The 19,647-nt window shown below is 44.7% G+C and carries 17 protein-coding genes and 4 tRNA genes; 6 read left to right on the forward strand and 15 right to left on the reverse strand.

What is annotated here, in order from left to right; genetic code table 11:
- Positions 1–13 precede the first annotated feature (13 nt).
- Together dapF and lptM are read right to left on the reverse strand one after the other, a co-directional pair.
- Positions 14–838 carry a diaminopimelate epimerase gene (dapF, locus tag GKR48_RS16615; protein WP_181478845.1) on the reverse strand — a complete coding sequence of 275 codons (825 nt, stop codon included), beginning with the start codon at positions 836–838 and terminating at the stop codon, positions 14–16.
- A 21-nt stretch (positions 839–859) separates the two neighbouring features.
- Positions 860–1,039: an LPS translocon maturation chaperone LptM gene (gene lptM / locus GKR48_RS16620; protein WP_036948849.1), complete on the reverse strand. Its 180-nt coding sequence runs from the start codon at positions 1,037–1,039 to the stop codon at positions 860–862.
- A 217-nt stretch (positions 1,040–1,256) separates the two neighbouring features.
- Between lptM and cyaY the strand changes: the two genes are divergently transcribed.
- Entirely contained in the window at positions 1,257–1,574 is a 318-nt protein-coding gene (gene cyaY, locus GKR48_RS16625; RefSeq protein ID WP_154628868.1) for an iron donor protein CyaY, read from the forward strand.
- A gap of 82 nt (positions 1,575–1,656) precedes the next feature.
- Here the strand turns inward: cyaY and GKR48_RS16630 are convergent, their stop codons facing one another.
- Positions 1,657–4,248, reverse strand: a complete 2,592-nt coding sequence (locus GKR48_RS16630; RefSeq protein WP_154628869.1) for a class I adenylate cyclase — start codon at positions 4,246–4,248, stop codon at positions 1,657–1,659.
- Between the two features lie 615 nt (positions 4,249–4,863).
- Between GKR48_RS16630 and hemC the strand changes: the two genes are divergently transcribed.
- The 5 genes from hemC to GKR48_RS16655 all read left to right on the forward strand — a co-directional run bounded on the left by hemC (position 4,864) and on the right by GKR48_RS16655 (position 9,484).
- Positions 4,864–5,808 carry a hydroxymethylbilane synthase gene (gene hemC / locus GKR48_RS16635; RefSeq protein WP_154628870.1) on the forward strand — a complete coding sequence of 315 codons (945 nt, stop codon included), beginning with the start codon at positions 4,864–4,866 and terminating at the stop codon, positions 5,806–5,808.
- Positions 5,805–6,560, forward strand: a complete 756-nt coding sequence (locus GKR48_RS16640; RefSeq protein ID WP_154628871.1) for a uroporphyrinogen-III synthase — start codon at positions 5,805–5,807, stop codon at positions 6,558–6,560. Before hemC ends, GKR48_RS16640 begins: the two co-directional genes overlap by 4 nt.
- A 3-nt stretch (positions 6,561–6,563) precedes the next feature.
- Positions 6,564–7,829: a uroporphyrinogen-III C-methyltransferase gene (gene hemX / locus GKR48_RS16645; protein WP_154628872.1), complete on the forward strand. Its 1,266-nt coding sequence runs from the start codon at positions 6,564–6,566 to the stop codon at positions 7,827–7,829.
- Positions 7,830–7,831: 2 nt separating this feature from the next.
- On the forward strand, positions 7,832–9,031 hold the full coding sequence (gene hemY, locus GKR48_RS16650) for a protoheme IX biogenesis protein HemY (RefSeq protein ID WP_154628873.1): 1,200 nt from the start codon (positions 7,832–7,834) through the stop codon (positions 9,029–9,031).
- Between the two features lie 222 nt (positions 9,032–9,253).
- A complete protein-coding gene (locus GKR48_RS16655) occupies positions 9,254–9,484 on the forward strand; it encodes a DUF4014 domain-containing protein (protein WP_154628874.1) in 231 nt (76 codons plus the stop codon).
- A gap of 779 nt (positions 9,485–10,263) precedes the next feature.
- Here the strand turns inward: GKR48_RS16655 and GKR48_RS16660 are convergent.
- From GKR48_RS16660 to rfbA, 12 genes are all read right to left on the reverse strand, one after another.
- Positions 10,264–10,340, reverse strand: a tRNA-Pro gene (locus GKR48_RS16660).
- A gap of 43 nt (positions 10,341–10,383) precedes the next feature.
- Positions 10,384–10,469 (reverse strand) — tRNA-Leu (locus GKR48_RS16665).
- A 16-nt stretch (positions 10,470–10,485) separates the two neighbouring features.
- Positions 10,486–10,561 (reverse strand) — tRNA-His (locus tag GKR48_RS16670).
- Between the two features lie 79 nt (positions 10,562–10,640).
- Positions 10,641–10,717 (reverse strand) — tRNA-Arg (locus GKR48_RS16675).
- Between the two features lie 164 nt (positions 10,718–10,881).
- On the reverse strand, positions 10,882–12,261 hold the full coding sequence (gene thrP / locus GKR48_RS16680) for a bifunctional threonine/serine APC transporter ThrP (protein ID WP_108478785.1): 1,380 nt from the start codon (positions 12,259–12,261) through the stop codon (positions 10,882–10,884).
- A 232-nt stretch (positions 12,262–12,493) separates the two neighbouring features.
- Complete coding sequence (gene wecG, locus GKR48_RS16685) at positions 12,494–13,231, reverse strand: lipopolysaccharide N-acetylmannosaminouronosyltransferase (RefSeq protein ID WP_036948834.1); 738 nt, start codon at positions 13,229–13,231, stop codon at positions 12,494–12,496.
- A 10-nt stretch (positions 13,232–13,241) separates the two neighbouring features.
- Complete coding sequence (gene wzyE, locus GKR48_RS16690; protein WP_154628875.1) at positions 13,242–14,597, reverse strand: ECA oligosaccharide polymerase; 1,356 nt, start codon at positions 14,595–14,597, stop codon at positions 13,242–13,244.
- Entirely contained in the window at positions 14,594–15,676 is a 1,083-nt protein-coding gene (locus tag GKR48_RS16695) for a TDP-N-acetylfucosamine:lipid II N-acetylfucosaminyltransferase (RefSeq protein WP_154628876.1), read from the reverse strand. The genes wzyE and GKR48_RS16695 overlap by 4 nt, the downstream gene beginning before the upstream one ends.
- The gene (wzxE, locus tag GKR48_RS16700) at positions 15,673–16,923 is read right to left on the reverse strand and encodes a lipid III flippase WzxE (protein ID WP_154628877.1); all 1,251 of its coding nucleotides are present in this window, start codon (positions 16,921–16,923) and stop codon (positions 15,673–15,675) included. The genes GKR48_RS16695 and wzxE overlap by 4 nt, the downstream gene beginning before the upstream one ends.
- On the reverse strand, positions 16,923–18,053 hold the full coding sequence (gene rffA, locus GKR48_RS16705) for a dTDP-4-amino-4,6-dideoxygalactose transaminase (protein WP_154603088.1): 1,131 nt from the start codon (positions 18,051–18,053) through the stop codon (positions 16,923–16,925). Before rffA ends, wzxE begins: the two co-directional genes overlap by 1 nt.
- The gene (rffC, locus tag GKR48_RS16710; protein ID WP_336431194.1) at positions 18,040–18,780 is read right to left on the reverse strand and encodes a dTDP-4-amino-4,6-dideoxy-D-galactose acyltransferase; all 741 of its coding nucleotides are present in this window, start codon (positions 18,778–18,780) and stop codon (positions 18,040–18,042) included. The genes rffA and rffC overlap by 14 nt, the downstream gene beginning before the upstream one ends.
- On the reverse strand, positions 18,758–19,639 hold the full coding sequence (rfbA, locus tag GKR48_RS16715) for a glucose-1-phosphate thymidylyltransferase RfbA (RefSeq protein ID WP_154628878.1): 882 nt from the start codon (positions 19,637–19,639) through the stop codon (positions 18,758–18,760). Before rfbA ends, rffC begins: the two co-directional genes overlap by 23 nt.
- Positions 19,640–19,647 lie beyond the last annotated feature (8 nt).

Consider the following 19,647-nt stretch of genomic DNA (forward strand, 5'->3'; position numbering starts at 1 on the left):
CACTCAATCAAGATTAAATTTGGATCACTCCATCATAAACATGGGTCGCGGGCCCTGTCATATACAACGGTGATCCGGGGCCTTCCCAACTAATATCGAGGGAACCGCCCGGTAAATCAACACGAACACGGTTAGCTAATAAGCCCTGTCCTACGCCTACGGCAACCGCGGCACATGCACCACTCCCGCACGCTTGAGTTTCCCCCGCGCCACGTTCATAAACACGTAAGCGAATATAGTCCGCGCTAACAATTTCCATAAAACCAATGTTGGCACGTTCAGGGAAGCGTTCGTGGCTTTCTAACGCAGGGCCTAAAACCTCCACTTCAGCGGTTTGCACGCTGTCCACTTGTACCACACAATGCGGATTACCCATGGAAACAACACCCGCAAACACTGTACGTTCTTGTGCTCGAATAATATAGGTCTTTTCCGCTTTCACGGCACGAAATGGGACGTTTTGCGGTTCAAAATCAGGCTCGCCCATATTCACACAAACATCATCATTTTCATTAATTGTGAGAGTCATACGCCCAGATTGGGTGCTCACTTTAATTTTCTGCTTGTTTGTCAGACCTTTTAAGCGGACAAAACGTGCAAAACAGCGCGCCCCGTTGCCACACTGTGCAACTTCACTGCCATCTGCGTTAAAAATACGGTAATGGAAATCGAGATCAGGATCATAAGGGGCTTCGACCAGTAAAAGCTGATCAAAACCGACGCCAGTATGCCTATCCGCTAAACGGCAAATCAGTTCAGGTGAAAAATAGACGTTCTGAGTGACGCCATCCACCACCATAAAATCATTGCCTAAACCATGCATTTTTGAGAACTGCAATTCACGTTCCATAACAGAGGCTTACTGTTTGGTCGCTGCAGGCTCTTGGTTCGAGCTGCTTGGAGCTTTAGGTTGCACATCAGATTTAGCAGGCGCCGCTGCATTGTCTTCAGGCGGAAAATACAACGGCCCTTTTAAGCCACAGCCAGAAAGGGTGAATAAAACGAGAAGTGCGCTAAGTCCAAATAAACTTTTTTTCATTATGATGTTTCGCCTGTAAGACTAAATTTTGCAATCTGATATTTCACACAGTAACAGGTGTCGCTTTTCAAATCACGCCTGTTTATCAAACATATTAATATTATATACGTTAAATAATTCAAATGGCATCTCACAAGTAAGATGTGCGCCGTTTGACCCTTGAACACATTCAACCCTATAATTTCGCCTAAATAAAAGTATAAACAGGAAATACATCATGAACGATAGCGAATTTCATCAGTTAGCAGAGCAATTGCTCAGCTCGATTGAAGAGCATTTAGATAATTTCGATGGCGATGCGGATATTGATAGTGAAATTAATGGCGGCGTCATGACCTTAAGCTTTGAAGATGGCAGCAAAATCATCATCAACAAACAAGAAGCCTTCCACCAAATCTGGTTAGCAACCAAACAAGGTGGCTATCATTATGATTATAAAGATGGAAAATGGATCTGTGACCGCTCCGGTCAAGAATTTTTGTCCATGCTGGGCAATGCGATTACCTTCCAAAGCCACTTCCCATTCTCGTTCTAAACACGCGCATCAAAAAATCACAGGCAGAGTCTATAACTTACTCTGTCTGTTTTTTTATCATCATAAAATCAACATAATAAAATTAATAGTATTGAGCGTGCTGTTTAGAATGGTCTAGCTGTTCAGACTGGTTTAATTGTGGTGCCGAGGGATATTCATCGTCTTCTTCATCTTCAGTAAATGACCAAGAGGCATCAGAGAAAACAATAACTTGCTTTTTACCTTCTTCTTCCACAATTTGATAAAATTGCGGCAAATTGAAATTGATAAAGTTAGCACCGTAGGTAAAACGGTCATGGGAGGAAGAGTAGAATTTACTGACATCGCGCACCAGCTCTTCTTTGGAACCTTCACAATGAGAGTAAATTTCCACGCAATTCGCTTCATCCAATACGTAGATATTAAATCCTGTATTATCGGACGTATTCTCAAAGAAAAACTGCACAATCCCTTCACTGGCATAGCCATCCACAACCGCAGGAAGATGATTATCCCCTTTCGCTTGTAATTTTACCGGCCAACCATGCAGCTTGTTATGGGAGATTGCGCCGTAGAACTCAACGGCATTTTCGAGTTTTTGTACAGAGACGTTTAAGCGTTCAAAGAACAGGCCCCATGTTTGCCCTGCAATGCGCAATGCCTTAAAGCGACCCGGTTCATGACGATTGCTGGATAAGCGCAATTCAATGCATTCAGACACTAATTGCTGTACGCGAGTACGAATAAGCCCGCGTAAATGCTCGCTATAACAGAATACTTCAACCGCTTCTGGTGGTGCCGCATCTTGGTGCATTTTACCAAGGATGGTTTTCAGTGCTTCTAGCATGCACTGCTCACCGCTGAAATGCAGGGTACGAACCTCATTCCATGAATTGCGATACAGAAGATCGATGCTGCTTATCAAACACTGCTGAGACTCACCAAAACTGAAAATATCCAGTTTTCTGAAATCCACATGCACCACCTGCTCAGAATAGACCTGTGTCGGGTCTTTTTCTAAGTTAACGATAATCGCTAAGTGGCGAATTTCACACGGGCTATACAGCGCTTTAGGGGTTGGAGCTGGCAATCTTATTGGGAAATGGCTTGATACATCATGCATTAATTCCAGTAACTTACGTTCATCACATTGGGATTTACCATGATGCATATGGACTTGCGTATTTTCAGTCAGTAGCCCATTAAAATAGGCCCATGCCACCAGCTTATTCAGATAGCGGTTATATTCTAACGGTTGATGACCGATAATCGTGTCAATTTGCGGCGCTTGGTTATACAGATACCAGCCACTACGATTTGCGCGTCCTTCTGGCACATAAATAAATGTCAGGTGCTCTTCGCTAAGATCCGGCGAAATCTGTGGATTGACTAACGTTACTTTGCCCGGCAAAGCTTCAAACGCAGCATATAACTTACGGGTTAATACCCCAATATCTTGTGGGCTAGCACTAACACTTAAATTATTACGACGGGCAAATCGAATTAAGTTACGGTAACTTTGCATCATCGTATCGAGCAGCTCATTATGCGCTTCACGCACACGCTCAATTTTCCACTGGCTACGCGTATCTAACAACGCCAGACGCTCGGCGCTCCATCCCCACGACTCCACTAACTGGGACAGCACATCACGGCGCCAACCGGAACATTGGTCACCTTCATCTTCAGAAAGTTTTTCACAGACTTTTAAATAGAAACAGCGACGAATTAAATCCAAACGCGTGGAATCATTAATTTCAGTCAGATAACGGGTAACGCGCTCCAACATCAAACAATATGAATCCAATCCATAACAGACGATTTCACCGGCATGTAAATGGCGTTTAAACTCCAACGCTAACAATTTGCCGTGCGGATAATCCCAAGAGTAGGACTCCAGCAAAATACTTTTCAACACCGCTTTATACGGGGAATCGACGCTTTTATATAGCTGCCACAAACTAGCACCAAAGTACTCCGCAGCTGACAATTCACCGAGACCGCCTAAATCCAGCCATTCGTTCGGTGTCAGTACCCCTTGAGCGTACAGCCCCATGACATATTCGTCATAGTGTTGCTCTTCTTCAACAGGCACCATTGTCCATAATAGACGTTTCCCAGCCATACGTACCGCTGTACGATAAAACTCATCCAGCAATAAAATATGTTGTGTGGAACCACAATCTTCACCACCAAGATGCCCACTCGCATTATGGCGAAAACGATTTTCATCGATTAAAAATACGGTGACATCAATGCCCAGCGAGGCTGCCCACTGTTCAATTAGCGTACATTTTTTCTGTAAAGATCGTTTTTCTTCGTTATCTAACCAAGAAGGATGACAAACCCACACATCAATATCAGAGCAGTGGCTTTGCCCCACAGAGGAAGTACTACCCATTGAGTAAATGCCTGTAATTGGCAATTCACCATTAGCTTGGTTGTTAGTGGATAAGAAGCGTTCGAAAGGTTGTAACCATTTGAGTTGTTCTGCATCTGGCGAGAAGAAACAGACGCCATGAGGGACATTGCCTTCAATATAACCCGGCATCATTGGATGATGATAATGAAACAAGACCGGCAACAAGCTGTAAACCTTCGAAAAGGTTTCACTCATAGAAGCCGTCGCGCGTTCTAACCGTAATTGGTTTATCGCATCAAGTCTTTGTTTTAAAGTTTCAATATAGAGGTACAAAGGTTACGCCTGACTGAAAGAATGTAATGACAAACCTGGGGAATTTTCCCAGCACCCAACAGATAGAGAAAAACTTAAATTACTTTTCAAAGGGATTGTCGGAAACGTGATCAATTTAACACCTTGGAGCAAAAGGGTAAAGTAGATCACATAATTTTTCCCGTCTATTTTTAGTACAAATTATTTTTCAACATATTGTATAAAAAGACTTTTTATTTTTGCATCGCGAAAATATCCCTTGTTTTTCAATGGAATAATATCACCATCATGGATTGTATAACAAAAAAGCAGCCTTAATCTAAATTCATCCCAGTGCTGGCAGGGTCTACGCTTACACGCTTCAACAAAATTCCTGCAAAATAATGCCTACTGCAATCCGAAAAAAGCACAAATAGCTAAAGAAATTTGTTATGTAGATCCTTTTTTAAGTCATTTTTTTCTAAGAAGCTCACAAAAAAGATGTAAAAAAGCGAACTTCACTTGATACATCTCATCCGTTCATTCTTCTTATATCGCTCATTCTGCGACCAACTGGAAAAATTACCGCTAACATGTTAAAACTAACGCCAATTGTATGGTTAATCTGCGGCGATATTCGCCTGAGAAAACAGTGAAATGACATCAACAAATATCGTGCGTATCGCAACGCGTAAAAGCCCTCTCGCTCTATGGCAAGCTTATTTCGTAAAAGCAGAATTAGAGCAACGCCATCCAGGCTTACAGGTAGAGTTAGTCCCAATGGTCACCAAAGGGGACATTATTTTAGATACCCCATTAGCAAAAGTCGGTGGAAAAGGTTTATTCGTCAAAAAATTAGAGTTAGCTTTACTTGAAGGTCGCGCGGATATTGCCGTTCACTCGATGAAAGACGTGCCTGTAGAGTTCCCAGAAGGGTTAGGCTTAGTCACCATTTGTGAGCGCGAAGACCCACGAGATGCCTTCGTTTCTAACCATTATGCCAATATTGATGCACTCCCAGCGGGCAGCATCGTCGGTACATCCAGCTTACGCCGTCAGTGCCAGTTACGAGAATTACGTCCAGATTTAGTTATCCGTGACCTACGCGGCAACGTCGGCACCCGCCTGTCTAAACTCGACAATGGCGAATACGATGCCATTATCCTTGCGGTGGCAGGTCTAAAACGCTTAGAACTCGATGAGCGTATCAAAGCCGCACTGGAGCCAGAGCAATCTTTACCCGCTGTTGGACAAGGCGCCGTAGGTATCGAATGCCGCTTAGATGATCAACGAACCCGTGACTTACTCGCAGCATTGAATCACGATGAAACCTCCGTGTGTGTCCTTGCTGAACGCGCAATGAACATGCGCCTTGAAGGTGGTTGCCAAGTCCCTATTGGGAGCTATGCTATTTGGCAAGGGGATAAAATCTGGTTACGCGCGCTCGTCGGTGCCCCAGATGGTAGCCAAGTCATTCGTGGAGAACGCTTAATCGCGCCTGCCGACGCAATCCAAGCCGGTATTTCTCTCGCGGAAGAGTTGCTTGATAATGGTGCCCGGGAAATTCTCGCGGAAGTCTATAAAGGCAATGCACCCGCATGAAGGTCCTTGTTACTCGCCCAGAGCCATCAGGCTCCGCGTTGATAACAGCCATTAATGCTACAGGGGGGCAGGCTTATCCGGCTCCCTTAATTACGATTGAAGCGGGTGCACAGCTCAACACTTTGTGCTCTCGCTTAGATGGATTATCGGAAAACGACCTTGTCTTTCTTTTATCTAAAAATGCCGTCTGGTATGCAAATTTAGCATTGGAACAAACAGGACGAGACTGGTCAGATAAGTTATCCTACTATGGTATAGGACAATCTACAGGTCACTATTTTCAGCAACTAACAGGACAAACTATCCGTTGGGCTGAAGCAGGAGAAACCAGCGAGGTGTTACTCACCCACCCTGGCCTGCAAAATTTAGAGGGGAAACGAGCCTTACTCTTGCGAGGTAATGGCGGTCGCGAACTCCTTGCCTCAACATTACGCGCTCGAGGTGCAGATGTTGATTACTGCGAATGCTACGCAAGGCGACCTGTACACTATGATAAACCTAAGTTTAACCAAACTTGGTTTAACACGGATATCACCGACATTGTGGTTACAAGCGGTGAAATGTTGACCCTACTTAACGATTTGATTGCTGAAGATCTGCAACAATGGTGGTATTCCCGCCGACTACTGGTTGTCAGCGAACGAATTGCAGAAAAAGCCCGCCAAAGTGGGTGGCGTCGAGTCTGTGTGGCAACTAGCGCAGATAATCACGCTTTACTTGAAGCATTAATTTCAACCGATATGGGATGCTAATTTATGACGGAACAAGACAAAATTACCGATACTGTTAATGATGAAGCTGTGACAGAGAAAAAAGAAACTCGTCAGCCAATGCCGTCATCCAAACAGAAACGCCCTGGTCTTGCAGTCAGTGCGATCGCTATCGCCATTATCGTCGTCATGGGCGGCGGGATGTACTACTTTACTCAGCAAAGCAATGCGCAATTGGTTCATGACAATAACCAACTGAAACAACAAGTCAGTGAATTAGTTGAACAACAAAATGCCGATAGGCAACGTGTGGATGCGCTTATCGCGACCAACACGGAGCTGAAAAACCATGCGCGTGATTATGAAGATCAACTCAACCGTCGCATGCAAGAATTACAAGCTCACGTCACGGCACTTTCCAGTTCGGACGTAAAAAACTGGCTGATTGCCCAAGCTGATTTTATGGTGAAAATGGCTGGCCGCAAATTATGGAATGACCATGATCCTGTTACCGCTGCCGTACTACTCAAAAGCGCAGATACCAGTTTAGCGGAAATGAATGACCCGAGTTTGCTGGATATTCGTAAAGCTATCGCCAATGATATGAACAAGCTAGCTGCCATCAATCAAATTGACTATGACGGCATTATTTTGCGTTTGAATCAACTCAGTAATGATGTCGATAACTTACGCCTCGCTGATTTAAATAATGGCGATGCTCCTGAAGATACCGGTACTGATGTCAGTGACGATATTGCAGACTGGAAAGACAACCTCGCACGCAGCTGGAAAAATTTCACCAGCGATTTTATCACCGTGCGCGCTCGTGATGGATCTGAAGCCCCATTGCTAGCCCCAAACCAAGATATTTATCTGCGTGAAAATATTCGCTCCCAATTGCTCATTGCAGCCCAAGCTGTACCGCGTTATCAAGAAGAGACATATAAACAATCTCTCGAACAAGCTTCTACGTGGGTACGCGCTTACTTTGATGTAGAAGCGCCAGCTACTAAAGCCTTTTTGACGGAACTCGATGATTTAATCAATCAACCGATTGATGCCGATATGCCTGAAACTTTAGAAAGCCAAGCGAAGCTAGAAAAAGTGATGCAAGTGCGAGTACGTAATCTGTTATCTCAAAATCCAGAACCAACTGGCGTTTCCGAAGATGCCGCACTTGAGGCGGTAAAAGAAGCTGATAAAGCCACCCAAGAGGCAACGGCTCCTGCAGATACGCAAACCAACAAACCGGACGTTGCCGTCGAAGCTCCCGTAACGGATGCGGCAAACGCCCCTGAGCATAAGGGGTGATCATGATTAAAGTCTTTGTTCTCTTTATCGTCCTGATTGCTGGCATTATCTTGGGTCCTCTATTAGCAGGGCACCAAGGCTATGTATTTATTCGTACCGATAGCTACGATATTACGACCAGCGTCACCAGCCTTGTGCTGTGCTTTATCCTGCTGCAATTTGTTCTATTATTCCTTGGATGGTGCTACCGCCGCTTTATGAGCACGACCTCACGGACAAAAGGCTGGTTCAGTGGTCATAAATATCAGAAAGCACACTCTCAAACTCAAAAAGCCTTGCTCAAATTAGCTGAAGGGGATTTGGAGCAAGTTGAAAAATTAATGAGTAAGCACGCTGATTTCTCTCAGCAGCCAGTGATTAACTACTTAATGGCAGCAGAAGCGGCCCAGCAACGTGGGGATAGTTATCGTACCCATCAATATTTAGATAGAGCGGCTGAAGCCGCAGGTAAAGATCAACTTCCCGTGGATATTAGCCGTGTTCGCATCCAATTGGCGGAAGGCGAAATTCATGCTGCCCGTAATGGCATCGACAAACTGCTCGACCAAGCACCACGTCACCCAGAGATTTTACGTTTAGCTGAACAAGCATACTTAGGTACTGGGGCATACCAAGCGCTCATTGAGCTGCTGCCGATTATGGCGAAAGTCCAATTACACAATGAAGATGAACTGGAAGCGTTAAAACTCAAATCGTACAAAGGGCTCATGAACCAATGTATGGCTGAAGGTGGTAGCGATGGTTTGAAAAATTGGTGGAAAGCTCAGCCGCGTAAAGTTCGCCATGAAGTCCCTTTACAAGCCTTCTTAGCTGAACATTTAATTGAATGTGGTGATACGCGTAGCGCAGAAAAAATGATCATCGAAGGATTAAAACAGCAATATGACGAACGTTTACTGCTGCTGATCCCGAAATTACAAAGTGAGCAACCTGAAGCGATTGAAAAAATACTGTTAAGCCTCGTCAAACAATCTGGCGCAACACCATTACTCAATAGCACATTAGGGATCCTTGCACTTCAACATGCCCAATGGGAAAAAGCAGAAACCTACTTTAAAGCCGCATTGGCACAGCGTTTTGATGCCTATGATGCTGCTTGGTTAGCCGATGCTTATGACAAGCTACACAAACCGCATGAAGCAGCGAAAATTCGCCAAGAGGCGCTCACTCACTCCCTCAAGCAAGAGCGAGCAAAAGGATAAATTTTTAATTCATTCATTAATCTATGATCTAAAACGCCTCCTAGTCCGAGGCGTTTTTATGTCTACCGTTTGGATCTTTACTATTTATCTCAAAAAGATAGTCTCTGAGAGCGTCACTTTTAGCGAATCGAGGCAAACCGCATATTGCTATGTTATAAAAGGGTCACATAGTGTATAAATAATCCTATACATTTTCGTTTTGAATGAATTCAGGATAAAGATATGAATGTAGTGAAAACTCTCTGGCGTTGGATTGTAGCGGGCCAAAATCGTTTACAGATCTTTTTTGACCTGCTACTTCTGATTTTATCCCCGTTTATTTTTATTTCGATCATTGGCTTCAATACTGCCGATCTGAATAAAGATATCTTTATTATTACCTTTATTATTATTGCCTATACCTATGTGACTCGCTGGATCAGCAAGTGGTTAAGCAAAGAGAAAAAAGCGTAAGCGAGAAGATAATGTTTCTTTCCTAATGCTCATCTGGTTAGGAAAGAAAATGACAACCCAAGATTGATACAAAAAAAAACACCTGCCGAAGCAGGTGTAAATAACAATCAGGTCTACAGACGGATGGTGCCTCACTCAACGTTTCGCCCGTTCGCTGATGGTAAGAGGATTAGCTCTTGATCATCTAAATTGGACAATAGGCACCGATAATCGGCTTTGCGTCATCCCTGGGTTTATGAAGCTAGGCTGTCATAATAAGTGGGATGAGCATCTACACAATAGATAATGCAGAATGCATGCCAACTTTTATATCGTTCCACATTTTTCTTTTCTCACCTCGTAACTCCCCTGCTTTTAAACGATATTTTCATTTCTTACTTATTGTTATTTTTTAACACCTCATTCTTACCAAATCCCATTCTGTTCGATTCAGCTATTTTGTCTCAATTTAGAGACAGCTTAGAATGCCTATTAATTTCTTTATATAAATCAATCAGTAAAGTGTCTCTTTTTGACGACATTGAAATGGGGGTTTGTATCGGATCTGCGACAAATATTTTTATTGATTAAAAACATAATGTTATAAGCACACTCAGATAAGAACCATTCTTGTTAAAAGAGATAGCAGAGATATCGGAATAAAGATAATAAAAAACAGATGCAAGGATAAAGATAAGAAGATAAGAAGATAAGAATACGGAAGGAAAAATAACCAGATTAGAAATAATGACGGTTTTAAAATGCAAAAACCCCGCTCGATTGAGCGGGGTTCTTTAAATTGGTCGGCGAGAGAGGATTCGAACCTCCGACCCACTGGTCCCAAACCAGTTGCGCTACCAAGCTGCGCTACTCGCCGAAATTTAACTGCTTAAGGCAGTAACTTGACATCATTTTTTTCGTGGTGCGAAAGGGGGGACTTGAACCCCCACGTCCATAGGACACTAACACCTGAAGCTAGCGCGTCTACCAATTCCGCCACCCTCGCAATGTCACAAAAAAAATGGGGTGGCTAATGGGACTCGAACCCACGACAACTGGAATCACAATCCAGGGCTCTACCAACTGAGCTATAGCCACCATAACTTCACTTATTTCAAAGTGTTGTCATAATACTACATACAACTTTATTTTGCCACCGTAGCTTGTCACCTTTTGATGGTGCGCCCGACAGGATTCGAACCTGAGACCTCTGCCTCCGGAGGGCAGCGCTCTATCCAGCTGAGCTACGGGCGCTTAACGCCGTTGCGGGAGAGGATAGTACGGATTTATCCCCCTGCTGTCTAGTCCTTTTTTCAATAAAATTATCGATTGCTTGCCTTTTATCCATTTCGTCGAGAAAGAGAGCATTTTTTCCCTCTTTCTCGTCTATTAGATGAAATTTTACCCACAAAATATTTTTACGATGGGCTTTTATCGTGGCGACTAAAGCTGCGGATCACAAAATAAAGCCCTGAAACCGTCAATAAAAAGATAGCCCCTACAATCAGTGACAAACGCGTTTCTGGATTAATCGCCATTCCCACCAGCACACAAGCTAAAAACAACAGTGTGGCGTAATTCACCCATGGAAACAGGATCGATTTAAACGTATGTCCTGCCATCTGCTGCTGGTTCTGCTTGCGAAAGCGTAGCTGACTGGTCAAGATCACTAGCCAAGGCACCATTCCCGGCAAGACGCTCGCACTATACACATATACAAACACCTGCTCAGGGTTTGGAATGATGTAGTTCAAGCTCGACCCAGCAACTAAACATAAAATAGTAAAACCGACACAACGCGCTGGAACGCCGTTTTTCGTCAGTTTTAATAGTCCACTCGGTAATTGCTTATTCTGCGCCAGCGCGTATAGCATACGTCCGCCGCTGTACATGCCGCTATTGCAGCCAGATAATGCTGCGGTGAGCACCACAAAGTTAATGACCGCGGCGGCCGAGACAATCCCCACTTTAGCGAATGTCATCACAAATGGGCTGCCTTGTTGCCCGACTTCCGTCCACGGGAACAGCGTCACCACAATAAAAATGGCGCCGACATAGAAAATAAGAATGCGCCACAGAATATTATTGATGGCTTTTTTCAGTGTCACTTGTGGGTTTTTGGCTTCTCCTGCGGTGATCCCGACGAGCTCAACGCCTTGATAAGACGCCACCACGATACACAGGGCAAATAAGAAACCTTTCCAGCCGCCAGCAAAGAATCCGCCATGCTCGGTCAAGTTAGCCAATCCAATCGGTTCGAAATTATTGCCAAGACCAAAGAAAATTAGCCCCAAACCAATCAAAATCATCACAACGATCGTGGTCACTTTGATCATCGCAAACCAAAATTCCAGCTCGCCGTATAGCCTCACTGCGGCGAGGTTTGCCAGTGCCACCAACGCGACAGCAACCATCGCAAATATCCACTGGGGTACATCAGGGAACCAATACTTTGCATATTCCCCGATTGCGGTTATCTCTGAAATACCAACCGCGACCCACATAAACCAATAACCCCACGCGGTTAAACATCCCCAAAAAGGACTTAAGTATTTATAACCAAATGAAGCAAATGAACCAGTGACTGGCTCCAGAAAGAGCATTTCGCCCATAGAACGCATGATGAAGAAGACAAATAGCCCTGCGATAATATACGCCAGTAGTACGGATGGCCCCGCCCACTTCAACGTACTCGCTGAGCCCATAAATAGTCCAACTCCAATTGTTCCGCCCAAAGCAATCAGCTCAATATGACGGGCTTCTAGCCCTCGCTGAAGACCTTGCTGTGGCTTATCCATAATTTCCCCTGTCGATAATAACCATTCGATATTCGCAGCTCTAATAGCCATAACTTTTGAGTTATCGCGGCTGGTTGTCGAAAATAAAATAAAAAATACAATCTCCCAAGATACCGTGAGATCCCTTAGGTTGCATCTATTTTTGAACAATTGCAGGTATATTTGAAGCAAGAATGGGAGCGCCAGAAAAAATAAACCCGCATTACGCGGGTCTATTCAGTAAGAAGGAGGCTTAAAGCTTACCACCGTAGTAGTAACCTAAAAACTTCAGCAATTTAAACTGTCGTTTAATTCGCGTTGGCTGGGAAAGTAAGCGATACAGCCATTCTAACCCTAAGTTTTGCCAGACTTTCGGCGCGCGCTTAACGTGCCCGGTGAACACGTCATAAGTTCCACCAACACCCATATACAGCGCATCGGGATGCACGACTCGGCAATCACGCATAAAGATTTCTTGCTTAGGCGAACCCATCGCTACTGTCACAATCTTGGCACCGCTCGCGTGAATACGCTCAAACAGCGCACTGCGATCTTCTGCCGTAAAGTAGCCATCTTGGGAATCCACAATGTTGACATTCCATTGTGCGCGTAGCTTCGCTTTAGTTTGCTCAAGAATTTCTGGCTTGCCACCCACTAAAAATACTGGCGTGCCTTCTTTTCCTGCGCGCTCCATCAAGCCTTCCCATAAATCGGCACCTGCCACGCGAGAAACCTCGGCTTTCGGGTATTTACGGCGAATAGCGCGCACAATACTGATCCCATCAGCATAAAGGTATTCCGCCTGCCCTAATAAGGTATTCAGCGCGGTATCTTGCTCTGCAATCATCACTTTTTCTGCGTTGATAGCCACAAGTGTGCCGGTTTTGGTCTTACCGTCAGCAAACAGATAGTCCAAGAAATGGGCCATGTTTTTAAAGCCCCAAATATTATGACCTCTGATGCTATATTGAGGAATTGACGACTGTTCCATGATGCTCCTTTTAACGGCTTTCCCGTTGACCACTTTTTAAGTATGAAGCGGCTTTAATACGAATAAGACCGGCACTTTCAAATAACCAGTACAGTAATTTAGCTAACACTAAACATAGCCCGAAGACTAAACAGAAAAAGACCACGCGCGAGACAAAGGAATCAACCCCTTCGCGAGCTAATACAATCATGTTGAAGATGGCGCCGAAACAAAATGCCTGCATAATCGCGGCCTTGTAACGGTTGGATTCTTTTAGGCTTAAACCATAAATCCAGTCAAACCATTTAATAATCATACCCACCACGATGGCGCCCAGCGGGATAAACAGCACGCCTCCCATGACCACCAGCGAGCCAATTAACGTCGGCGAAATCGCTAACCCAGAATGGTTATTCAGCACTTCCCACGTAAAATAGTTAGCTGAGTTTAATACCGTATCAGGACGCTCCGGCCATACCCATGCAGGAATAAACACATAGAAATCACGGATAATCGGCGCTAAACCTTGGAATTCCATTTGGTCATAATAACTGAGCAATAACCCTAAGTTTTCCCATGGCGAGAACGTATCGCGGGTTAAATACAAGAAGGTGTAAAATGCTTCAGCGCCGCTCACATCAAGACCGTAACGCTTGAGAGCTAACCAGAACATCCCAACAATACTTGCCACACCCGCCGCTGCCAGCATCCAAAGCGTGATCCAGCCTCTGACAATCCCAATAAATAGGAACAGGGCAAATGCCAAGATAATGTTGGCACGGGTTCCGCCCACAATCACATAGGTTAAGAAACCGAATGAGACCGTGCTAATCAGGAAGAAAATCCAGCGTTTTTGCGTGGGTTTCAAGAAATAGACAATCAGCATTGCAGGAATAAAGAAATAGAAAAAGCGCTTCAATGCCACGCCCGACACCTGACTGGAGAATATCTGGCTATAGGATTTTAACTTAAACAGTAAGAAACCATTGTCCATGAAGAAAATACCCACAGTGACCACCGCGACAGTGATCAATAGCAGGCAGGTTAAATTGGTTTCCACTTTATTCATGCTAAATACCGCACGACGCTGGGTATCCACGCGCTTAGTTAAACGCGTTTTGTATGTCACATAGTAAATGGCGTAGAAGCTGGTTGACGCCAGCATGGCATACATCAAGTAATCGGCAGGGACTATCGCGACATCAAACTGGAAAACCAATGCACAAGTCAGTGGAAATCCGAAGTAAAACGTCAGTAAATACAATAAAGTAAAGAAAATATTAAAATTAAAGCGCACACGTAAAAACTCTTTATACATCAGTGTGCCGATAAAGATAATAGAGATTAGGTAGATAAGCGCTAAGCCACCCAATTCAAGCAATGTCATGCTTTCGCCTCCGCAATGCTGAGGATCTGTTTCCAGCCATCAGTAAAGTTAGGCGCAAAGAATTCAATATGCTGTTTATTAAGCGAATTCATTTGGCGTTGTGCTTCATCCACTAATGGCAGAGTCAGCTCATCACCATAGAAAAAGACCGGGACATTCTGCGCCGTTAAATCTTGCCAGAAGGTATTTTGGCGGCTAATGACAAAAGGAATAGAGAACTGAATAAGCAAACAGACCGTTCCAACCCCTTGTTGGCGATTAAAAATAAAGTAGCCAAGGTCGCAGGTTTTCAGCAAATTCAGGTAGTCATCGAACGCCATACGTTCTTTAAGAATATCCACCTGCCCCTGAGAGAATTCGCTCTGTGCTGCTTGCTCAACTTCTGCAATGTAGTTTTGGTTATTCGCTGGGTAGCCCATTGGGACTATCACTTTCACCTTGTCGCCAAATTGCTGTTTAATCGCGCTCAGTGCTTCCACATGACGATTGGAGCGGTCACCTGAGTTACCGAGCAGGATAGTTAACTGCTCGCCCTCACGAGGCTGACGTTCGTTTAGCGTCAATGCTGGATCCATACGCGTCGGGAAGTAAAGAACCGACGATGGCACATTAGGATTCGACTGCTGGAAACGGCACAAATCTCCCCGCGTTGCACAAACGTGCCCCACTTTCTTTTGTGCCAGACGACGTAGAATATAAAATAGCTTAAATTTCAGCGAGCTAGATTCTTCATAGAGATCAGCCCCCCAAATATGCCACCAAAATTGATGGGATTTTATCTTGCCAAAAAGCAGTGCTAACCAAATTGGCGCATTAAATTGCCCATGGAAGAAAAAGCGTGTCCGACGTTCCGCTTTCGCGCGACGAATTACGCTATCTGCAATAGATTGTTTGCTGTCAAAAACTTCAATTTCAAGCATCGGATAGGCAGCAGCAAGCTGCGCATCCTGGCTCACCACCATAAAATGCGGCTTTTGTGACGGTGCCATCTCTTGGCAAATAACGTTATTAAAAAACGTTAAAACCGTCTGATTATGATGCGGGAGATCAGATCCCAGTACATGTATTAAGGTTGTCATGCTCGCCTACGGTAGATCAAAAATACGCAACAACAGAGAGTAAAATATACGATATAGGTCGCCATATAGGCTTGTGTCGCTCCCACGGCGCCATGTTCAGGAATAAACCAATGGGCAAAGCCCGTTAACAGAACAAATTGGCTCACTTCCGTAAGAACATAAAAACGCAGTGCCGCTTTCGCGATGACCAGATAACCAAAGACGTAAGCACCCACTTTCAATACGTCGCCGACCAGCTGCCAAGCGAACAGGTCTCTCATCCCTGTAAACTCTTTTGAGAACAGCAGCCAAATCGCAAAATCACGCAGCAGCCAAACCGTAAAGCTCACGGCGGCAACAGCAGGTAATACAAACTTCAATGCCTTAACAATTTCGGCAGAAATTTCATTTTTATGCTGTAAACGGGATAACGTCGGCAGCAAATAGACCGAAAATGTTGCTGTGATAAATTGTAAATAGGCATCCGAAATCGTGGTGACGCCCGTCCATAACCCCACTTCATCCCAGCTATAAGTCTGTGCCAGTAAATTTCGCATCATGATATAGGCGACTGGCAGCGTAATCGCCGTCAACATCGCCATGATAGTGAATTTACCCAGATTAGTGGCAATGGCTTTATCCCACGCAGGTTTGAGGGATGACAACGCAAACTGTTTACGTCGAATAACCATACCTGCCGCAGGCAATACCACCAACGCAGGAACCAATGCTAACCCTGCGAGTGCACCATCATAGCCACCCATTAGATAGCATAAATAATAGGCGACTACGCCGATTATGCTACCAAAAATGATGGCCGTCGCATTCCCAGCAGCGTCTCGATAACCTTTTAAAATCGCCAAGAAATAGTTCGCATATGCGATACCCATTTGAATCAAGGCAACCATGCGGATCACATTGCTGTATTGCTCACTGTCAAATAACGCGGCACTGATTGGGGTACTACATAGTAAGAAAATAATCGCCAGTAACGTTGAAAATCCGAGGATTATCGTTGAAGACGTTCCCAGTACAGCCCGTAATTTCTGCGGATCTTGATGGTGTTCTGCCACATATTTTGTGACGCCATTGAAAATCCCTGCGCCAGACAATACGCCTAGCACAGTAATTAATTGGCGGAAGTTCCCCGCCAGCCCGACACCACTTGGGCCAAATGAGACTGCAAATAATTTCACGATCAACAGGCCCACCCCGATTTTAATCAGGGTAGACCCAGCAGTCCAAACCGATGCTTTAGCGAGAGACATTAGGCAAAGAACGCTTTGATTCGCTCAATAACCACTTGTTGCTCGTCGTCTGTCATGTTGTAGAACATTGGCAGACGCACTAAACGGTCACTTTCAACCGAAGTGTATTTATCTTCACCGTGGAAATAACCGAATTCCATTCCAGCAGGGCTGGTGTGCAGTGGCACATAGTGGAATACCGTCAAAATACCATGAGATTTCATATATTCATTAAACTCAGTGCGCTCTTCCACATCTTTGAGTTTGATATAGAACATATGGGCATTATGTTTCAAATCTTCCGGCACGGTGGCTAACACTAAACGACCTGCAGCTACCAGCGGTTGTAACGCTTGATAATAGCGATCCCACAGCAGTAAACGGCGTTCGTTGATTTTGTCTGCTTCTTCTAACTGCGCCCATAAATAGGCAGCTTGTAAGTCAGATAACAGGTAGCTTGAACCGATGTCGCGCCAGGTATATTTGTCCACTTGACCACGGAAGAATTGGCTGCGGTTTGTGCCTTTTTCACGGATCACTTCTGCACGGTTAATCAACGCTTTATCATTGATTAAAGTCGCACCACCTTCACCACCTGAAGAGTAGTTTTTAGTTTCATGGAAGCTATAGCAACCAATATGGCCGATGGTACCCAGTGCTTTACCTTTGTAGGTAGACATCACGCCTTGTGCCGCGTCTTCAATCACAAATAAATTGTGTTTCTTCGCGATAGCCATGATGGTGTCCATTTCACAAGCCACGCCTGCGTAGTGAACAGGAACAATTGCACGTGTGCGATCAGTGATTGCCGCTTCAATCTTGGTTTCATCGATATTCATCGTATCTGGACGAATATCCACGAACACAATTTTGGCGCCACGTAACACGAATGCGTTAGAGGTCGATACGAAGGTAAAGCTTGGCATGATGACTTCATCGCCCGGCTTAATATCAATCAGGATCGCTGCCATTTCTAATGAAGCGGTGCAAGACGGTGTTAACTGGACTTTCGGACAGTTAAAACGTTTCTCCATCCACTCTTCACAACGCTTAGTGAAACCACCATCCCCGCACAGTTTGCCACTTGCCATGGCCTGCTTCATATACTCAACTTCAGTACCTACAACGGGTGGTTTATTAAATGGAATCATGTTGTCCCCTGTATAACCAATATGCTGTGCTGGCGATTGCCGCACCGCTACGTGAATAAAGATTTAACGCCGCAACATTGCTCATTTGCGTGGCAACATTTAACTGTCTTTTTTGGTGTTGCACACACCATTGATACGCTGCTGACATTAATTTCCGACCGATACCGCGTCCTGTTGCATTTGGCGTTGCCGCTAATAGCCCAATTCTGGCTGTATCTGCATCAAGGCTACGTAGGCTAACGAAACCTAAAATATCACCTGCATTACCTCTAAGGAGTAAACAGGTGTGGTCAAAGGTGCCAAGAACAGCTTTTTCTATCCATAATGCATAAAACCGACCGCTGTCCCCTTCATGGTACCAAGGGGTTCTAAAGCGGCTGTTACTAAACACAGAGGCGGCAGTGTCGCGCAGAGAAACAATATCCCCTGTTTGTGCAACAACCACATTATCCGTCTCTGATAACGCTGTGTTTAGATAAGCATTTTCTGTGCCAACCGTTAACGCAAAATCAATTTCGCCTTCAACGAAACTGAACCCCATACTGGCTAGCTCATCGATTTTAGCTGTCTCAGATGCCGCAACTTTCGCTTGCACAACATCAAACTTATCCAGTTGATAAGAAAGAATAATTTGCGCATCAGTCGCGGCGAAATCCAGTTTCGCCGTTGAACGTTTGAAAAAATCAGATTCCCAATCTAGGGGATCAATATTGGCGCGGACGGACACGAAGTAAGTCCTCTAAGTATTTGCCATAACCTGTTTTATTCAGGCGAGCGGCGGCTTCTTTAACTTGGTCGTCAGACAACCAGCCATTACGCCATGCAATCTCTTCTAAACAAGCCACTTTAAAGCCTTGACGTTTCTCAACGGTCTGAACAAATGTTCCGGCTTCAATTAAGCTGTCATGGGTTCCCGTATCTAACCAAGCGAAGCCACGACCGAGCAGCTCAACGCTAAGCTCACCGCGCTCTAAATACATTTGGTTGATGGAGGTAATTTCTAGTTCACCACGTTCGGAAGGTTTTACTTGCTTAGCAAAATCAACCACTTGGTTATCATAGAAATATAAACCCGTCACTGCCCAGTTTGATTTTGGCTGTTTTGGTTTCTCTTCGATAGACAACGCTTTGAAGTTGTCATCAAATTCCACCACACCAAAACGCTCAGGATCCATTACTTGGTAGCCGAATACCGTCGCGCCCTTTTGACGTGCGGCGACTGACATTAATTTAGGGCTGAATGAGTGACCGAAGAAAATATTGTCTCCAAGCACTAAGCAGCAAGAGTCCCCATTAATGAACTCTTCACCAATGATGAATGCTTGAGCGAGCCCATCAGGAGATGGCTGCTCTGCATAGCTCAGTTCAATACCAAATTCATGACCATCACCCAATAAACGCTGGAACATCGGCAGATCATCGGGAGTCGAAATGACCAAAATTTCACGGATCCCTGCCAGCATTAATACCGACAGCGGATAATAAATCATTGGCTTGTCATAAATCGGCAGCAACTGTTTTGAGATGCCGCGAGTGATCGGGTGCAAACGCGTTCCCGAACCACCAGCCAGAATAATACCTTTCATATTGCCTC

This window comes from Providencia sp. wls1943 (genome assembly GCF_009706275.1).
GTDB lineage: Bacteria > Pseudomonadota > Gammaproteobacteria > Enterobacterales > Enterobacteriaceae > Providencia > Providencia zhijiangensis.